At 45.3% G+C, this 17,976-nt stretch carries 16 protein-coding genes; 7 read left to right on the forward strand and 9 right to left on the reverse strand.

Going from position 1 to position 17,976, the window contains the following annotated elements:
* Positions 1-2: 2 nt before the first annotated feature.
* Genes gspG through gspC form a run of 5 tightly spaced genes read right to left on the reverse strand, consistent with a single transcriptional unit; the run spans position 3 to position 6,222 of the window.
* Entirely contained in the window at positions 3-428 is a 426-nt protein-coding gene (gspG, locus tag AABA75_RS00610) for a type II secretion system major pseudopilin GspG (protein WP_338290384.1), read from the reverse strand.
* Positions 429-441: 13 nt separating this feature from the next.
* Positions 442-1,656: a type II secretion system inner membrane protein GspF gene (gene gspF / locus AABA75_RS00615; RefSeq protein ID WP_338290385.1), complete on the reverse strand. Its 1,215-nt coding sequence runs from the start codon at positions 1,654-1,656 to the stop codon at positions 442-444.
* 1 nt (position 1,657) lies between these two features.
* Positions 1,658-3,208 (reverse strand): type II secretion system ATPase GspE, encoded by a 1,551-nt coding sequence (gene gspE / locus AABA75_RS00620; protein ID WP_338290386.1) that lies wholly within the window; start codon positions 3,206-3,208, stop codon positions 1,658-1,660.
* 3 nt (positions 3,209-3,211) lie between these two features.
* Positions 3,212-5,263: a type II secretion system secretin GspD gene (gene gspD / locus AABA75_RS00625; protein ID WP_425325555.1), complete on the reverse strand. Its 2,052-nt coding sequence runs from the start codon at positions 5,261-5,263 to the stop codon at positions 3,212-3,214.
* A 14-nt stretch (positions 5,264-5,277) separates the two neighbouring features.
* Positions 5,278-6,222 carry a type II secretion system protein GspC gene (gspC, locus tag AABA75_RS00630; protein WP_338290388.1) on the reverse strand — a complete coding sequence of 315 codons (945 nt, stop codon included), beginning with the start codon at positions 6,220-6,222 and terminating at the stop codon, positions 5,278-5,280.
* Between the two features lie 318 nt (positions 6,223-6,540).
* Here gspC and hslR point away from each other — a divergent pair, with 318 nt between their 5' ends.
* From hslR to AABA75_RS00645, 3 genes are all read left to right on the forward strand, one after another.
* Positions 6,541-6,960: a ribosome-associated heat shock protein Hsp15 gene (gene hslR / locus AABA75_RS00635; RefSeq protein ID WP_338290389.1), complete on the forward strand. Its 420-nt coding sequence runs from the start codon at positions 6,541-6,543 to the stop codon at positions 6,958-6,960.
* A 35-nt stretch (positions 6,961-6,995) separates the two neighbouring features.
* On the forward strand, positions 6,996-7,871 hold the full coding sequence (hslO, locus tag AABA75_RS00640; RefSeq protein ID WP_338290390.1) for an Hsp33 family molecular chaperone HslO: 876 nt from the start codon (positions 6,996-6,998) through the stop codon (positions 7,869-7,871).
* Positions 7,872-8,238: 367 nt separating this feature from the next.
* On the forward strand, positions 8,239-9,789 hold the full coding sequence (locus AABA75_RS00645; protein ID WP_338290391.1) for a phosphoenolpyruvate carboxykinase: 1,551 nt from the start codon (positions 8,239-8,241) through the stop codon (positions 9,787-9,789).
* A gap of 112 nt (positions 9,790-9,901) precedes the next feature.
* Here AABA75_RS00645 and envZ read toward each other — a convergent pair whose 3' ends face one another.
* The 3 genes from envZ to AABA75_RS00660 form a co-directional block, all read right to left on the reverse strand.
* Positions 9,902-11,203, reverse strand: a complete 1,302-nt coding sequence (gene envZ, locus AABA75_RS00650) for a two-component system sensor histidine kinase EnvZ (RefSeq protein ID WP_338290392.1) — start codon at positions 11,201-11,203, stop codon at positions 9,902-9,904.
* A 40-nt stretch (positions 11,204-11,243) separates the two neighbouring features.
* Positions 11,244-11,984: a two-component system response regulator OmpR gene (gene ompR / locus AABA75_RS00655; protein ID WP_338290393.1), complete on the reverse strand. Its 741-nt coding sequence runs from the start codon at positions 11,982-11,984 to the stop codon at positions 11,244-11,246.
* A gap of 163 nt (positions 11,985-12,147) precedes the next feature.
* Entirely contained in the window at positions 12,148-13,050 is a 903-nt protein-coding gene (locus AABA75_RS00660) for a phosphoribulokinase (protein WP_338290394.1), read from the reverse strand.
* Between the two features lie 145 nt (positions 13,051-13,195).
* Between AABA75_RS00660 and AABA75_RS00665 the strand changes: the two genes are divergently transcribed.
* Both AABA75_RS00665 and AABA75_RS00670 read left to right on the forward strand, forming a co-directional pair.
* Positions 13,196-13,789, forward strand: a complete 594-nt coding sequence (locus AABA75_RS00665) for a 3'-5' exonuclease (RefSeq protein ID WP_338290396.1) — start codon at positions 13,196-13,198, stop codon at positions 13,787-13,789.
* 14 nt (positions 13,790-13,803) lie between these two features.
* Entirely contained in the window at positions 13,804-14,241 is a 438-nt protein-coding gene (locus AABA75_RS00670; RefSeq protein ID WP_338290398.1) for a nucleoside deaminase, read from the forward strand.
* 740 nt (positions 14,242-14,981) lie between these two features.
* On the opposite strand, the gene purD is transcribed toward AABA75_RS00670, so the two are convergent.
* On the reverse strand, positions 14,982-16,265 hold the full coding sequence (gene purD / locus AABA75_RS00675) for a phosphoribosylamine--glycine ligase (RefSeq protein WP_338290399.1): 1,284 nt from the start codon (positions 16,263-16,265) through the stop codon (positions 14,982-14,984).
* A gap of 225 nt (positions 16,266-16,490) precedes the next feature.
* Between purD and AABA75_RS00680 the strand changes: the two genes are divergently transcribed.
* Complete coding sequence (locus AABA75_RS00680) at positions 16,491-16,982, forward strand: MOSC domain-containing protein (protein ID WP_338290400.1); 492 nt, start codon at positions 16,491-16,493, stop codon at positions 16,980-16,982.
* 73 nt (positions 16,983-17,055) lie between these two features.
* Entirely contained in the window at positions 17,056-17,970 is a 915-nt protein-coding gene (gene hemC / locus AABA75_RS00685; protein WP_338290401.1) for a hydroxymethylbilane synthase, read from the forward strand.
* Positions 17,971-17,976: the final 6 nt, after the last annotated feature.

Genomic DNA, 17,976 nt, shown 5'->3' on the forward strand with positions numbered 1-17,976 from the left:
GCTTAGTTCAGGAAGTCGTTGATGTTCCAGTTACCAATGTCGTCGTCACTGCCCGGCTGGCCATCAGGACCGTTACTGAAAACATCAATGGTGCCCATTTCACCCGGATTAAGTAATTGATAATCGTTACCCCAAGGATCCTGTGGCAGGCGCTTGATAAAGCCGTCCTGAGGGAAGTTGCGCGGCACTGGTTCGATATTGGACGCTGTAACTAACGCTTCCAGGCCCTGCTCAGTAGAGGGGAATACGTTGTTGCGCAACTTGTACATTTCCAGTGCACTTTCCAGTTGCTGGATGTCGATAGCTGCCTTCTTTAGCTTGGCTTCTTCAGTATTACCTAAAATATTGGGGGCGATAATGGCGGTCATGATACCGATGATGAGGATCACCACCATTACTTCGATTAAACTGAAACCTTTGTTTTTCACTGCTTTACTCCTGTTACACAATTGAATTGAGCGACACTATCGGTAGCAAAATTGCAATTACGATAAAAAATACAATTCCGGCCATTACCAGTATCAGCATCGGACTTAAAATACTCAGCGCCACGCTGACCTGCATTTCAAACTCTCGATCCTGGTTGTTGGCTGCCCGGCCCAACATCTGTTGTAACTCACCGCTTTTCTCACCTGAGGCGATCATGTGCATCATCATGGGTGGAAATACTTTGGTTTTACCCAGAGCCACCTTAAGACTTGAACCTTCCTGAACCATTTCCGCCGATTCCAGAATCAACTTTTTAATATAGTCATTAAGCAGTACCTGACCGGAAATACGCATGCCTTCCAGAATCGGTACGGCACTGGCGGTCAAAATACTCAAGGTGCTGGCAAAGCGGCTGGTGTTCAACCCTTTAATCACTTTGCCCATCACGGGTAGGGACAATAAACGGCGATGCACCTGTAAACGAAAACCCTCGTTGAGCATCATGCGCTTAAACAGCACGATGGCGATGATGATGGCTGCCAAAGTGTGGAATATGTAGGCTTTTACCCATTCACTGAGGTTGATGAGAAACTGCGTAACGCCAGGTAAATCCTGGCCCATGGTGTCGAACTGACCGACAATCTTGGGCACTACATAGGTCAGCAGCATCGTTACTATTACCAGCGCCACCACCACCATTATGGTAGGGTAGACCATGGCCTGAACAATAATACTGCGGGTGTGCTGTTTCTTTTCGGTGTAATCCGCGAGGCGATTGAGCACCGTATCCAGGTGACCGGATTTTTCGCCCGCCGCCACCATAGCGCGGAACAATTGGTCGAAAACGTAGGGGAATTCCGCCATGGCATCCGCGAGAGAGTGTCCTTCAACCACTTTACTGCGCACTGCCATCATCATATTTTTCTGACGGGGTTTTTCACATTGTTCTGCCACCGCCAATAAGGCTTCTTCCAGTGGTAAAGCGGATTCAACTAAGGTGGCCAGTTGTCGGGTTAACAGTGCCAGGTCGCTGGCCGAAATCTTGGGCTGGAATAGCTGTAGCCCTTTTGAGATTTTTTGTTCTTTTTCTGTGGCAGGCTCTACCTCTAGTGGGATCAGGCCTTTTTCACGTAATTGGGAACGTATTTGCCGGGCATTATCGCCTTCTAAAATACCACTCTTATTGCGGCCCTTTGCATCCAGGGCTTTATAGGAAAAGGCCGCCATTTTATTCTTCCCTTGTTACGCGTAACACTTCTTCCAGTGTTGTAACGCCCGCTAATACTTTGCGGCAACCGTCTTCACGAATGCTTGGTGTGGATTGGCGAATGTATTTTTCAATTGCTTGCTCGCCGTGGCCGTTGTGTACCAGCTCCCGAATATTTTCATCCACTAATAACAATTCATGAATGCCTGTTCTTCCTCTGTATCCCGTGTGATTACAGGCGACACAGCCACCGGCAGCAAAAATACTATTGTCGGAAATCTGCGCTTCTGAGATACCCAGGATATTCAATTCCTGGCTGGTGGGCTGGTGAGGCACACGACAATCGTCACATAGCGTTCTTACAAGACGTTGTGATAATACCGCCAATAAACTGGAAGATAATAAGAAGGGTTCGATGCCCATGTCTTCTAAGCGCGTAATGGCACCGGCAGCTGTATTGGTGTGCAGAGTAGATAAAACCAGGTGACCGGTTAAACTGGCCTGAACACCAATTTGTGCCGTTTCCAGGTCGCGGATCTCACCCACCATCACCACGTCAGGATCCTGACGTAAGATGGCTCTCAAGCCACGGGCAAAGGTCATGTCTACTTTGCTGTTAACCTGGGTTTGTCCGATACCGGGCAAATCAAATTCAATGGGGTCTTCCACCGTTAAGATATTGCGATCTTTAGAGTTGATTTCGCTTAAACCCGCGTACAAGGTGGTACTTTTACCAGAACCCGTAGGGCCGGTCACTAGAATAATGCCGTGGGGTTTGCGGATAAGATCGGAAAACTTATCACGGTTGGCCTGGGTCATGCCCAAATCTTGAAGATTGAGTCTGGCGTTGTTTTTATCTAACAAACGCAATACCACACGCTCACCATGTCCGGTAGGCATGGTACTGACCCTTACATCAACCGCACGACCGGCAATGCGCAGGGTAATACGGCCGTCCTGGGGGACGCGCTTTTCTGCGATATCTAATTTCGCCATAACCTTGATACGGGATACCAGCATGGAGGCCAGTTTGCGATTGGGTTTGAGTATCTCTCTTAAAACGCCATCCACTCTGAAGCGCACGGTAAGTTGTGTTTCAAAGGTTTCGACGTGAATATCCGAAGCGCCTTCTTTGATGGCTTCACCCAGCATGGCGTTAATCAGCTTGATAATAGGGGCATCATCTTCGCTTTCTAACAAGTCTTCTGTTTCTGGCAGCTCTTCCGCCAGAGAGAACAAATCACTTTCGTTGCCAATGTCTTCCATTAGCTGTTTTGCCGCAGAGGTATCTCGCTGGAAGGCATCGGTTAACAGCTTTTCAAAGCGGTCATTATCTACTTCGTTTAGCTCGAAAGGTTTACCCAAGAAGCGTCTTACTTCCTGGAATGCCGACAATTCGGTTTCGTCTGTGTGATACAGGATGGCTGGACTGGCAATATTATCCAATAACACGCGATGACGTTTAGAAAAGCCAAAACTCAGCTGCGAAGGCAATAAACTGGCGTCTTCCTGTTCTGCCTCAACAACTTCGTTTTCAACCACTTCGGCCTGCTCCATTAAGTCCTCACTCATGGCCTAGTCTTCCTTATTTTTCTCTTGCAAATACTCTTCAAAAGAGGGCGGAAGCTCCAGTTCATCGTTCCAATCAGGCAAGGTTGGTGTATCTGTTAAGGGCATTAACGCAATACCTCTTTCTTCGCGTTTTAACTGCTCAGCGCGAATAAAATTGTACTTGCGATGGCTGATCTTATTCATAGTGATGCCATCGCGAATGATGGTGGGGCGAATAAATACCATCAGATTACGCTTGCGTTTGGTCGTTGAGGTAGACTTGAATATGTTGCCCAGATAGGGAATATCGCCCAGTAGAGGTATTTTAGAAACACTTTCCTGTACGTCATCATCAATCAAACCGCCTAACACGATAGTGCCGCCATCATCCGCCATTACCGTGGTTTTAATTTCACGTTTGTTGATAGCGATATCCACAGATGTTGCACCGCTAACACTGGATACTTCTTGCTCGATAACCAGCTGTACCGCATTGCCCTCGTTGATTTGCGGCGTGACTTTCAGCTTTATACCCACTTCCTTACGCTCCACTGTTTGGAAAGGATTGGAGTTGTTGGAGCTGGAGGTTGATCCGGTAATTATTGGTACTTCCTGACCCACAATAAAGAAGGCCTCTTCGTTATCCATGGTGGTCAAGTGCGGGGTTGCCAGGATGTTGGAATTAGTATCTGTGCTGACCGCTTGTAATACCGCGCCCCAGTCGTCCTTTACTGCACCCACTAAAAAGCCATTAACAGTTCCCAGCAGATTTGCCAAAAGTGAGGGGTCACCTTGTTCGACGTTAGTGCTGTTAACAACCGTTGGGTTTAACGGATCGTTCGAATTAGTATTTGTTGTTGTGGTAGTTGTGGTTTCATCCTGTGCCTGATCATATGCTACAGCCAATGATCCAATCGGCACCACACCGTTAGTGAACTGTTGACCTCCACCGGCCTCGGTAGCCCATTGAATACCTAGTGAAGTGCCGTCGCCTTCAGAGACCTCTACTATAATGGCTTCTACCTGCACCTGGGCGCGGCGAACATCAAGCTGGCGAATCACTTCTTCCAATGATGACATCATATCCGGCTCCGCAGTGATCACTAATGAGTTCGAATCAATATGAGCGTCAATGTTAACTTCTCGGGAAGTATTGCGGCGATTTCGATTATTAGTATTCGTTTGTTCTTCCTGACCAATACTGGCACTCACACCTTGCAGTACATTGACTAAATCTTCGGCTTTGGCGTATTTAAGGAAAATCACGCGAGTATTACCATTGGATTCCAGTTCTTTGTCGAGGCGATTGATAAGGGTGATGATTCGCTCACGAGCCTTGATATCGCCGCTGACAATAACGCTATTGGTTCTGTCGTCGGCAACCACTTTCGGTTCAAGATTATCTGGAGTATTACCTTTGCCCTGAGAGTTATTGATACTCTCCAGGATACGTACCATTTCGGAAGCAGAAGCAAAGCGCAATTTAACGATTTCTACCTCGCGATCACCGGCTTTATCAACTCTCTCGATAATTTCTGTCAGACGATTTACAACGGCAGCACGACCCGTAATCATCATGACGTTGGAGGGGTCGTGACTGATAACGTTACCGCCACCGGCCTGATCGTTAAGTTGTCTTAAGATAGGAGCAAGTTCTCTCACTGGTACGCTGTATACTGGTACCACACGAGTGATCATTTCATCGCCATCGAACAGCTGACCGTCTACCACTGGAATATTTGATGACTTAGCGTCTTTATCTCGTACCACCTTGAGTACACCACTGGGCATTTCAACTACTGCGAAGCCATAAACCTGCAAGACGTTTAAGAAAAACTGGTAATACTGATCTTCAGATAGTAAATCGTAACTGCGTACGGTAATTTTACCGCGCACGTTGGGATCGACGATGATGGTTTTTTTCAGGTTTTTACCGACGATATTGATAAATTCAGTGATCTCGGTGCCTTTGAAGTTTGGCGAGTATTCTGCGGCCCATGCCGGAGAATTGAGGGCTATCATAGACGCGATAGTGGCGGCCAGCAGGCCTTTTATCAGCGGACGAAATTTCCTCATAGTTCTTTCCTTTTTTAGTTTCCGGCAGAGTCGGGTAGTTCCAACGACAAGGTGGTTTGTGAACCGTCTCTTGAGAGCGTAATTTCTAAGTATTCTGCAGTGCGCAACATTTTCATGGCTTCCATCGACTGTTGAATGTCGGTCAGATCGAGACCATTAATTTCAGTAAGTATATCGTTTGCTTGCAAACCTGCTTGTTTAAACAACGTAGGATCCTTACCAGGGTTGACTTTATAGCCTGCAATTTCACCATTTTCCCGGTGGGGCTGAATGGCGATAAAGTCAGTAAACTTGGCAGGAGAGGCACGCAACGCCATGGCTGCGGCTCGGGTATCTTCGGTAAGTGTCGGAACCGGCTTTCTCATTCTGTCCTGCGGGCCATTTACCACAGCGGGTTTGATGATGTTGTTGGCACCGGGCGTGATAGCTTTAACTGAGGTAAAATCGTGGCCGTCCAACATTAAGGTCTCCATACGGCCACTGTTATCAATAATAATGCGATCCGGGAACACTTCTTTCACCACCGCTCGGGTGCCATCTATTTTTTCACCTATGCCGTAAGTGTTTTGTTCGCCGCGATTTTCAATGATGGCGGCCCCTTCTTGTTCAGCGGTACTGGCCACCAAGCCTGATAAGGTTAAATTAAGGTTGGTTTCCGGGGCGTCTTGCACCACGGTTTTAACTTCTTGTTTAACGGCACCCGGATCGCCAAACAGGTGTAAACGCTTGATACTATTTACATCCACTAACTGCTGTTTTTTATTACTGTTGCTGGTTTGAAGAGACACCGTATTTTGTGTGTTATCGCTATCAGGGGAGGGGATCAGGCGCCAGACGATTTCTGCTGCATAGGCTAGAAGATAGACAACCAGCAACAGCACCACCAAACGATTGATTAACTTTTGGTGCTTTTGCCAGATTGACCATAGTTGGTCTGTTGATAATTGTGCTGCTGTCATGTGAAATTCGTTATTAAATAGCTCTTTATTAGTAGAGTTGTGTTGGCCTTTACTGTACCGAAAAGTTCAACACGCTCTAAATTTGTTATGAGTTGAGCTTTATTTTCGGTGGACCATGATAGTCAGTCGCTCAAAGCGGTACAACTCTAAATACGATTAATTGCAAAAAAATTACGCGTTGCAAGGTTAATCTCTTGATGATACTCACTATCTATCGTCATTTTATCGAGTAGTTTAGGTTACCAGTCTAAACTCACCCTGAACAAAGCGTAACGACTATGCTTGAATTTGCCTCGTAAGTCCCTAAATTAGGAGCCTATGGCAAAAAATAAAAAGCAATCTCAGCACGATAACGATGTGCCTGTCGCCGTTCGGCTGGACAAATGGCTCTGGGCTGCGCGTTTTTTCAAGACCCGAAGCCTGGCAAGAGACAATATTTCCGCGGGCAAAGTACAATATAATGGTGCTAAAGCAAAACCAGGTAAAATTGTCGAACCCGGAGCAGTGATCAAAGTGCCACAGGGCTATGATGAAAAAATTATTACGGTATTGCGAGTCTCTGAACAGCGGCTATCAGCGCCTTTGGCACAACAGCTTTACGAAGAGACGCGTTTAAGCGCTGAGAAACGCGCCGAGAATGCCGCTGCCAGAAAGCTCAATGCTTTCCACAGTCCAAGACCGGAGCAGCGGCCTGACAAAAAACAGCGCCGTGAGATAATTAAACTTAAGCACAGTTGATACACCCGAGACTGTGTCGATTAATGGAGCCAGTAATGGATCAAATACAACGCTTCCTGTTTGACAACGCCAATGTCAGAGGGGAAATAGTGCAACTATCCAGTAGCTACAAAGAGATGTTGCAAGCCCAGGCTTATCCCGAAAATATTGAACGAGTGCTGGGGGAAATGGCGGTAGCCACTTCGATGCTGGTGGCAACTTTAAAAATTGAAGGTGAAGTCAGTTTGCAGGTACAGGGCAATGGCGCTGTTAAATACGCGCTGGTCACTGCCAATCATAAACAAGAAATGCGCGGTATTGCTCGCTGGGATGAGACTCCTGAGCAAAGTGAATTTATAGATATTTTCCAGGGCGGGATTTTCACCATCACTATTACCCCTGAAACCGGGCAAAGATATCAAGGTATTGTGGCGATAGACAAGCCTACCTTGGCGCAATGTCTGGAGGGCTATTTTAGTCAATCTGAACAGCTACCTACGCATATTGAATTACGTGTAGATACTAACAGCAAGCGCGCAGCCGGATTGTTCTTGCAAGTGGTCCCCGACACGGCAGAAAGCTCAGTTAATAAAGAAAATGCTGAGTTTGAACACCTCACTAAGTTGGCCGAGACCCTACAAACTAAAGAGCTAACCGAGCTGTCATTTGAGCAAGTGTTGCATCGCCTGTACCACGAAGAACAAGTGAGAGTATTCGAGCCGCAATCTATTTGTTTTAAGTGCAGTTGTAGCCGAGTTAAGAGTGCAACAGCATTAAAGAGCATCGAAAAACAAGAGTTATTAGAAATTGTGGCAGAACATGGGCAGATAAAAATGAACTGTCAGTTTTGCCATGCGGAATATGTTTATGATGCGCTGGACGTTGAGGCCATTCACGCTGGCACATTTGAGCAGAGTCTTTCAGTTCAGTAAAAACCTCTGATTTTGTCCCTTCTAACCAGTTTTGTAGCTTAAAGTTGACAAAACTGGTTTAGAAGGGCGACTTACCCTTCCAAAATCAAAAAAAATAGTTATTCATTTTTCCTATAACCTTATACATTTGATCAACTTTCAATGTCTCTTTCATTTCTTATAAATTAAATTAAAACAATGGCTTGTGCTCGTTGTTCAGTTCTATTGACTGAGTTTATTCGTAATATAAATACAGTAAATATGAAAGTTTACGCACCTTTGTGGTACTTCTATTGCTGGGTGACTTGTTTAAGCGCCTTATTTAAGTAGAATTGCGCCGGTTTTTAAAGTGTAGTTCATCCTGAAAGTTTACTCAGAGGCAAACAAAATGACGGCATCCCCCAAAAATCAACTTATCGATCTCTCTCCCTCAGAATTACTGGAGCACGCGTTGCGCGCAGGTGAAGGGGAATTCGCAGCCAATGGCGCGTTTGTGGTAAAAACCGGTGAACGCACAGGCCGTTCTCCAAATGATCGCTTTTTGGTTAAAGAGAGTTCAACGGAACAAAATATCGATTGGGGAAAAGTAAACAAGCCCGTTGAAGAAACCGTATTCAATGCCTTGTGGGACAAAGCTGAGCAATATTTATTACAACAAAAACAATACTATGCTTCACATTTGGAAGTAGGCGCTGATCCGCAATTTAGTTTACCCATGGTGGTAAGAACAGAAACCGCCTGGCAACAACTGTTTGCTCGTAACTTATTCATCGTACCTGAGAGCTGGAATAGCAATGGTAAAACACCATGGCAAATCATCAATGTTCCCGGCTTGAAGTGTGACCCTGCCGTGGATGGTACAAATAGTGACGGCGCCGTCATGATTAACTTTAAACAGCAGAAAGTGCTACTGGCAGGTATGCGTTATACCGGTGAAATGAAAAAAGCCATGTTTTCGGTGCAGAATTACTTGCTGCCAGAGCATGACATTCTTCCTATGCACTGTTCAGCCAATGTTGGCACTGATGAGAGTGTCACACTGTTCTTTGGTCTTTCAGGTACCGGGAAAACTACACTTTCTGCCGATCCTGAGCGCTTTTTGATTGGTGATGATGAGCACGGCTGGGCGAAAGGCAGCGTATTTAACATTGAGGGCGGTTGTTACGCTAAATGTATCGACCTGTCACAAGAAAAAGAACCGGTGATCTGGAATGCCATTAAATTTGGCACCATTCTGGAAAACGTACATCTGGACGAAAATCGCGTACCAGACTTCACTAACACTGAATTGACTCAAAACTCTCGCGCTGCTTACCCGCTAGAACACATTGAAAAACGCAAATTGGAAAACCGGGCTGGCGAGCCCAAATCTGTGGTATTTCTGACCTGTGATGTAAGTGGTGTATTACCACCTGTATCGATCCTTTCTGAGGAAGCTGCGGCTTACCATTTTTTGAGTGGTTATACTGCTAAAGTGGGCTCTACAGAGATTGGCTCCACAGCAGCCATCGAGTCCACATTCTCAACTTGTTTTGGTGCACCTTTCTTCCCACGTCCGGCAAGTGTTTACGCCGAGCTATTGATGAAGCGTGTTCGCGAATTCAACAGTAAAGTGTATTTGGTCAATACTGGTTGGACTGGCGGTCCTTACGGTGTTGGTCAGCGTTTTGATATCCCAACCACACGAGCCATCATCACTGCCATTGTTGAGGGTAAGTTGGAAGGAGTGGAAACCCAAACACTGTCACAACTGGGCTTAAGTGTGCCTGTTGCAGTGCCCGGGGTTGATAGTAAATTATTGGATCCCAAGCAAACCTGGCAAGATCAGGAAGAATATCAGAAGTACCTGGAAAAACTGATTGCTGAGTTTACGGAGAATTTTGAAAAGTACCAGGTATCGGACGCGATCAAAAATGCTGGTCCTGATCTAGCTCGATAAGAATAACAAAAACCAGGACTAGCCTATTCAAGCCCGGACCAACCACCGGGCTTTTTTGTGCCCAATGGATTTGTTTTCATTGGGCCCCCTTAGATGAGCTGTTTTTCTTAGGTTACTTTTTGGTGGAAAGGGTGACGGTTGCCAGTAATCCACCTTCAGGATGATTCTTCAATTGTACAGTACCACCATGCATGTCCACTATGCGCTTGATGATGGCCAATCCCAGTCCAGACCCGGTAGATCCGCGGGCCTTATCACCTTGCTTGAAAGGTTGGAACAAATCTTCGATTTCGTCTTCTGGTATACCTTTGCCGTAATCCCTGACAGAGAAGCGCACAATGTGGGCTTTTTTGTCGTACTCTGAACTGAGCAAAATATTGTCGCTGCCGTAACGAAAGGCGTTTTCGATGAGATTGTCTAACACGCGTTTAATAGCTACTTTGCGCACCAGAATTTGCGGAATCGCTGTAAGCTGCAGTTGGATATTGTGGTGTTCTTCGATGTTTCTCGCCAGCACAGCATCATTGATAAGCTCATTTACGTCGGTTAGCTCGCGTTTCTCGCCCTTGTCGTGGCGAACGTAATCGATAAACTGATCTATTATGTCATTCATATCTTCGATATCGTGAATGATGCCTTCAGAAATCCAATCTTGATCCTGTGGCAGCATCTCTGTCGCGATGCGAATTCGCGTTAATGGCGTTCTCAGATCGTGTGAGATACCTGCGGTTAACAGTGCCCGGTCATCCTCTAATTGTTTAATCCCTTTGGCCATCTGATTAAAGGCGCGGGTAACCGACACTATCTCGGTGGAACCTTCTTCAGCGAGAGGGGGAGGAATGTCACCCTTCCCGACTTTTATAGCGGCCCTTTGCAGTGCTAATAGTGGGCGATTGAGACGCCTGACAAATAGCCAGCCTCCGGCGACACTGAGCACCCCAATAACCATTAAAAAGAAGGTCAATGGCGAGATGTTTGGATCGTTAACACTGCTCAGGGGGACTGTTATCCAGAAATTGGGCGCTTGTGGTGGCCTGATCCAAAATACATTCTGGCCATCTTCTTTTACGTTTACCCTGACTTCTGCGGGGCCACCCAACTCTTGTGACATTTCACGGGTAAAAAACTGATAGTAAGTGGCGTCAGCTAAGCCGTTTTCCAGTGCCCGAGCTTCACTGTAGATGCGTATCCCCGTGGCTTCAAAAAAACGTTGGTGAAAGATCGGATCGCGGTGATCCATGCCATCAATAAACAAGACCTTTATCTGGGTCGCCAATAAGCTGTTTATCTGTTTATAGCTGGGGCCAATGAAGTAATAAGTTGCTGATAGATAAGAAACCACCTGATTGATTAACAGCAGCACGCCGATGAGCAGCACCGTTTGCCCGAAGGCGCTTTGGGGTTTTATGCGCATAAAGGAAATACCCGGAATGCTTTACGCATTCCGGCTCTGATTATTGATTAGAAGCTGCGGCGACACTGTCACCATCTGGCACAAATACGTAGCCTAAGCCCCATACGGTTTGTATATAACGGGGATTGGCCGGGTCTTCCTCCAGCATTCTGCGCAAGCGTGATACCTGTACATCAATACTGCGCTCTAGTGCACTGTAATCTCGGCCACGTGCCAAGTTCATTAATTTATCTCGAGATAATGGCTCCCTGGGATGGGTCACTAACGCTTTTAATACCGCAAATTCGCCGCTGGTAAGTGTAATGGGTTCGCCATCAGCCAGCATTTCTCGGGTACCGAGATTTAAACTGTACTGTCCGAAACTTACAATCTGTTCTTCTCTTGATGGTGCACCCGGGGCTTCACTGGCATTGCGTCTTAATACTGCTTTAATGCGCGCCAGCAGCTCTCTTGGGTTAAAGGGTTTGGGTAGGTAATCATCGGCACCCATTTCCAAGCCAATAATACGGTCAACTTCATCGCCCTTAGCCGTTAACATGACGATAGGCAATTTGTTTTCTTTCTGGCGCAAACGTCGGCAGATAGACAGACCATCTTCACCCGGCAGCATTAAATCCAAGACCATCAGGTGGAAATTTTCGCGCTCAAGGAGACGATCCATTTGTTCTGCGTTGGCAGCACTGCGAACCTGATAGCCTTGTTCTACCAGGTAGCGCTCCAGCAAACTACGCAAGCGCATATCATCATCTACTACCAAAATTTTGGGGGTTTCTTGTCCCATAACGGTTCCACCAGATTATGTTTTCATTCACCATCTAATATAGAGGATAAGAACGGAAAATAAACCGTGCAGAATGTAAGCAGGTGCCTCAAAGTGTTTCCGAATGTTTCAATAGCGGCCTAATGAATGCTGTTCACTTAAAATGTAACAATGATGTAGGCGTTTAACTGTCGGCAACCCAATCCATTTGAAAGCTGGAACGACGCTTTTTGTCCATTATTTCTTCAATGAGTGGCGTTAAAATTAATTCCATCGCCAATCCCATTTTACCACCAGGTACAACGAGGGTGTTTATTTGAGACATGAATGCACCATCAATCATTTGTAACAAGAATGGAAAGTCTACATTCTTCATCTCTCTTCGGAATCGCACTACCACGAAACTTTCATCAGAGGATGGAATAGTACGGTGACTGAATGGGTTGGAAGTGTCTACAGTGGGTACCCGCTGAAAGTTTATATGTGTCTGGCTAAATTGCGGGGTGATAAAGCGGAAGTAATCTTCCATGCTGCGCACAATACTGCCCATTACAGCTTCTCGACTATGACCCCGTTCTGATGTGTCCCGTACGATCTTCTGGATCCATTCCAGATTGACTATCGGTACCATTCCCACCAGTAAATCTACGTGCTTGGCCACATTGATTTCTTCTGTTACGACGCCGCCATGTAAACCCTCATAGAATAGGCAGTCGGTATTTTCTGGTAAGTCTTGCCAAGGGGTGAAGGTACCAGGCATTTGATTAAATGGCACAGCATCATCGAAAGTGTGCAGATATTGCCGACTCTTTCCCTGGCCGCTTTCGCCGTACTGCCGAAAAGTTTCAGCCAGCATTTCGAAGTCATTGGCTTTTGGACCAAAATAGCTAATGTGTCTACCTTGTTCCTGTGCTTTTCTTATCTCGACTTCCATCTCTGGACGAGTAAATCGGTGATAACTATCGCCGGATACCATCGCGGCGTTAATACTCAGGTTGCGGAAGATGTGCCTTACAGCATTGGTGGTAGTAGTAGTGCCTGCACCGGAAGAACCCGTTATGGCAACAATTGGATGTTTGACTGACATAATAGTCTAGAGCGCACTCTAGTTAGTTATTGAGTCATTGTTATAGGCATTTGTGTAGTTCAGGTCAAGCGCTGGACAAATTTATTCATATCAATTTTGGACGCATTTGCTATAACTAAAGAAACTTATTCACAACAAAATCAGCATGAGCAGCCTTGTAATTTTTGACACTGAATTCACTGCGTGGCCCGGATCAAGAGAGCACAACTGGTCACGGCAAGGGGAGGCTCGGGAAATTATTCAACTGGCCGCGCTGAAAATAAAGGTACAACAGAAACGGTTGTCTGCTGTGGCATCATTTAATGTATTGGTTAAGCCCACCATTAATCCGAATCTAAGTGAATACATACAGGAGTTAACCGGCATCAGGCAGCAAGTAGTTGAGGATCACGGTGTGGATTATCCTTCCTGTGCTGAGCTATTTCACGAGTTTATCGAGAACGGAACATTGCCCTGTTATTCGTGGGGACCGGATGTCAAAGTGCTAAAGGAAAACCATCATTTTAATCAAAAACAATGGCTTTACCGCGAAGATTCATTCATAGATTTGAAGACCTGTATTAAGAGCAAGGGGCTACCATTCACACAGTTGATAAGTGGCGATTTAGCGGCAAAAGTTGACAAGCCTCTTGTCGGCCACAAACACAATGCATTGTATGATGTGAAGAGTATTTTAGTTTTTTTGCAAACACTTATTGAGCAGAACAGGTTAGACTTAAGTGATTTGTATTTGGAATGAAGAAGAGGTATTCAATGGACAAATTTATGGATGCGGCGATACAAGAAGCCGAGAAAGGATTGGCTAATGGCGGTATCCCGATAGGTTCAGTAATCGTGCACAGTGGCGAAATTATAGGTCGTGGTCATAATCAGCGAGTTCAGAAAGGCAGCTGTACATTACACGGCGAAATGGACGCATTGGAAAACGCTGGCCGACAACCCGCAAGTGTTTATCAAAACAGTATTTTGTATACAACGTTATCGCCATGTTCTATGTGTACCGGCGCAATCTTACTTTACGGCATTCCTAAGGTGGTCATTGGTGAGAACAAAACCTTCATGGGCGAAGAAGAACTATTAAAGAGTCGAGGCGTGGAAGTCGTTGTAGTTGACGATGCTCGCTGTAGCAAACTGATGGATGATTTTATTGCTGCTAAGCCAGAACTCTGGAATGAAGATATCGGCGTTTAAACCGTTTAATAACATCATTAAATCACACTCATAGAAAGCTCCTGAAAAGGAGCTTTTTTGTTTTTCGGGGTAAATTCTCGATAAAAAAATAATAAACCCCTATTAATATGGATTAATTAGGATAGTAAGTACTTGCTGGGAGGGGTTGATTGCTCTGGCAATATCTAAACTTTTTTAGTCCATTTTTTGCTTTTTTGATATTGGTGAATATTTTTTTTAATGATTTTTGTGTTTCTATCATTCGATAAAATGTCTCTAAAGTGGTAGATTTTGCTGTTAAATTGCAAAGCTGTTTTTGCGGTATGCTGTTCTGTAAAAATAAAAAGAGAACTTTCATCTGGTTAGTGTTGTATATTATCACTTTCATTTAAAAGTAATGATTTTTGTTTTTGTAATTTCCATTTTCTGTATTATCAGAAATGCTAAAAAGTTGATTTTGATTGAAAAAACATCAATTAAATAGTTGCCTTATGATGTGTAAGTGTTTACAAACATGGGCTGCTTGTGAACTCATTCTACTTACAGTGATAGAAAATCGTAAAAATTATTAAAAAATGCTCTGATTGCGGATGAAATACTCAATAGAAACATGGGTTTATGGTGTTTTTATCGAGGATATAAAAAATCCAGGGCAATGCCTGGATTTTTATCTGTTGGAAACCATCTTGCCTTTAAAATGCTTAAAAAAAGCAGTAATCTGTGGCTAAAATTCAATAAGTTGATTGTAAAATGCTGTTCGGTTACGCTTCTCTTGCTATCGCACGCCATGCAATGTCGTTGCGATAGTAAATATCTTCCCAATTAATGCAATCAACAAGTTGATAGGCTGCTTTTTGGGCGTCTGTTACAGAATTACCGAGTGCTGTAGCACATAAAACACGCCCTCCGTTAGTAAGTATACACTCACCTGATGTTTTGGTGCCTGCGTGAAATATTTTGCCCTGCAATAATTCTGCTTGTTCAAAACCGGTGATCTCAAGCCCTTTTTGATAGGCTTCTGGATAGCCTCCGGCTGCCAATACAACACCTACTGCAGCTTGTTGTGTAAAGCTGATTTCAGTGTTGTGTAGGTTGGAATGAAGAGCAGCCGTCACTAACTCCACTAAATCAGATTCAAGACGTAGCATAATAGGTTGTGTCTCTGGATCACCAAATCGACAGTTAAACTCGATGACTTTTGGAGCTCCCTCTTTAGTGATCATTAAGCCGGCATATAAGAAACCGGTGTAAGGCATACCATCTTCGAACATGCCTTTCATGGTTGGATTAATCACTTCATCCATGATGCGTTTGTGAATTTCATCGGTAACGACAGGAGCAGGCGAGTAGGCCCCCATACCGCCGGTGTTTAAACCCGTATCACCTTCTCCAACGCGTTTGTGGTCTTGGCTGGTGGCAAAAGGAAGCGCTGTCGTGCCATCGGCCATGACGATGAAGCTTGCTTCTTCGCCTTCAAGGAATTCTTCTATCACAACTCGCGAGCCAGCATCGCCAAATTTATTGTCAGCCAGCATATCCTGTATGGCATTGATGGCTTGCTCTTCTGTTTCCGCCACAATAACGCCTTTACCGGCAGCAAGCCCGTCGGCTTTTACTACTATAGGGGCACCTTGCGCTTTAACATAAGCGATAGCGGGTTCAATTTCTTCGAACACAGCATATGCTGCTGTAGGAATGGCGTGTCGAGCAAGGAAATCTTTACTAAAAGATTTTGAGCCTTCAAGCTGCGCTGCTGCTTTACGGGGACCGAAAATCTTCAATCCTTGTTGTTCAAACAGGTCGGTGATACCTAAAACAAGAGGGGCTTCAGGACCGACAATTGTCATGTCAATCTGGTTTTCCTGGGCAAAAGCCAGTAAGGCATGAATATCCTCTGCTGCAATATCGACGTTTTGACATTTTGCTTCTTGCGCGGTGCCTGCATTGCCTGGTGCCACAAATACAGTTTCAACTTTCGAAGATTGCGCTACTTTATATGAGAGAGCGTGTTCTCTGCCGCCTGCACCCACAACCAGTATTTTCATGTTAGTAGTCCTGCTGTTCTATGATTAGAATGAATAACTTGTATTACATAGTTCAAGAAGGGTATCTACACTGCAATCAGACGCGATGTCCTGTTTGTGTTTGGCGGGATTTTAGTAAGCAAAGTGTAAAATGTTTTGATACTTATATCACTACCAGATACCCAGCTAAGTTCGCCTATGACGAAGGCGGCGAAGTATAACAGATAGGTCAGAGTTAAGCGAAAAATGAAACAGACAATCGCGGAATTGCAACAACAATTTCACACTCATGGGCAGGTAGACTGGATAGGGATCAGGCCACAGAGAAAAGTCCCGATGGTAGCGCTTGACCACGATTACCTTGAGCCTGGTAAAGGATTGTGCCGAGATCGTTTTAAAGGTTCAGAAAAAAGTCGACGTCAAGTCAGCATCATTCAGGCTGAGCATATCAGTGCTGTAGCTCAAATGTTGGGTAAATCTCGCCTGGCTCCCGAGCTTTTTCGGCGTAATATCGTTGTTTCAGGAATCAACCTGTTGGCACTCAAGAACGCTCGTTTTTATTTGGGAACCGCGCTTTTAGAGATGTCTGGTCTTTGTCATCCCTGTTCTCGGATGGAGGAAGCGCTGGGTCAAGGTGGCTATAACCTCATGCGAGGACACGGTGGCATTTTAGCCAGAGTAATTTCGCCCGGTGAAGTGCATCTGGGAGATAGCTTGCGTTATGTAGAGTCTTTGTGATGATTTTCTACCACATAGCCTTTTTATGAGTGATAAACTAATGTGGTGTTTGTAGTTTGAAACGGAATCGACATTGGAAAGAGTAATTAAGATTGCCACTCGAAAAAGCGCTTTAGCTCTGTGGCAAGCAGAAAACGTAAAAATGCTGCTGGAAACAGCACACCCTGGCTTGCAGGTAGAATTGCTGCCTATGGTGACCAAAGGAGATCAAATATTAGACTCGCCACTTTCCAAAGTGGGCGGCAAAGGCTTGTTCATTAAAGAGCTGGAAATTGCCATGATGGAGGGCAGAGCTGATATTGCTGTCCATTCTATGAAAGATGTGCCAATGGCTTTTCCCGAAGGTTTTGATATCCACGCCATTTGTGAGCGAGAAGATCCCAGCGATGCGTTGGTGTCCAATAACTATAAAAGTCTGGATGTTTTACCGAAAGGCGCAGTGGTGGGGACCTCAAGTCTGCGAAGACAATGTCAGTTGCGACAGTTCAGACCTGACCTTAGCATTAAAGATCTACGTGGTAATGTGAATACGCGACTGCAAAAGCTTGATGACGGCCACTACGATGCCATCATTTTAGCGAGTGCTGGCTTGATTAGACTTGGCATGTCACAGCGAATTCAGCAATCTTTACCTTTTGAGGTGAGTCTACCTGCGGTAGGCCAAGGGGCAGTCGGTATAGAATGCCGCAATGACGACAAAGAACTCATTGCTTTACTGGCTCCGTTAAACCATAGCGCAACCGCCACCTTGGTTGGGGCTGAGCGCGCCATGAATAATCGTCTTGAAGGTGGATGCCAGGTACCGATAGCCGGACATGCACAATTCGTTGATGGAGAAATTCAATTGAAAGGATTAGTCGGAAGTCCATCAGGTGAGCAGGTTCTGTTTGCAGATGCTTCAGGCACCAATGCTGAACAACTGGGCGTTGCCGTCGCCGAGCAATTATTATCGCAAGGAGCGGCTGAACTTTTGGCTGCGCTGCATTAAATTATT

It is taken from the genome of Planctobacterium marinum, from assembly GCF_036322805.1.
Taxonomy (GTDB): Bacteria; Pseudomonadota; Gammaproteobacteria; order Enterobacterales; family Alteromonadaceae; genus Planctobacterium; species Planctobacterium marinum_A.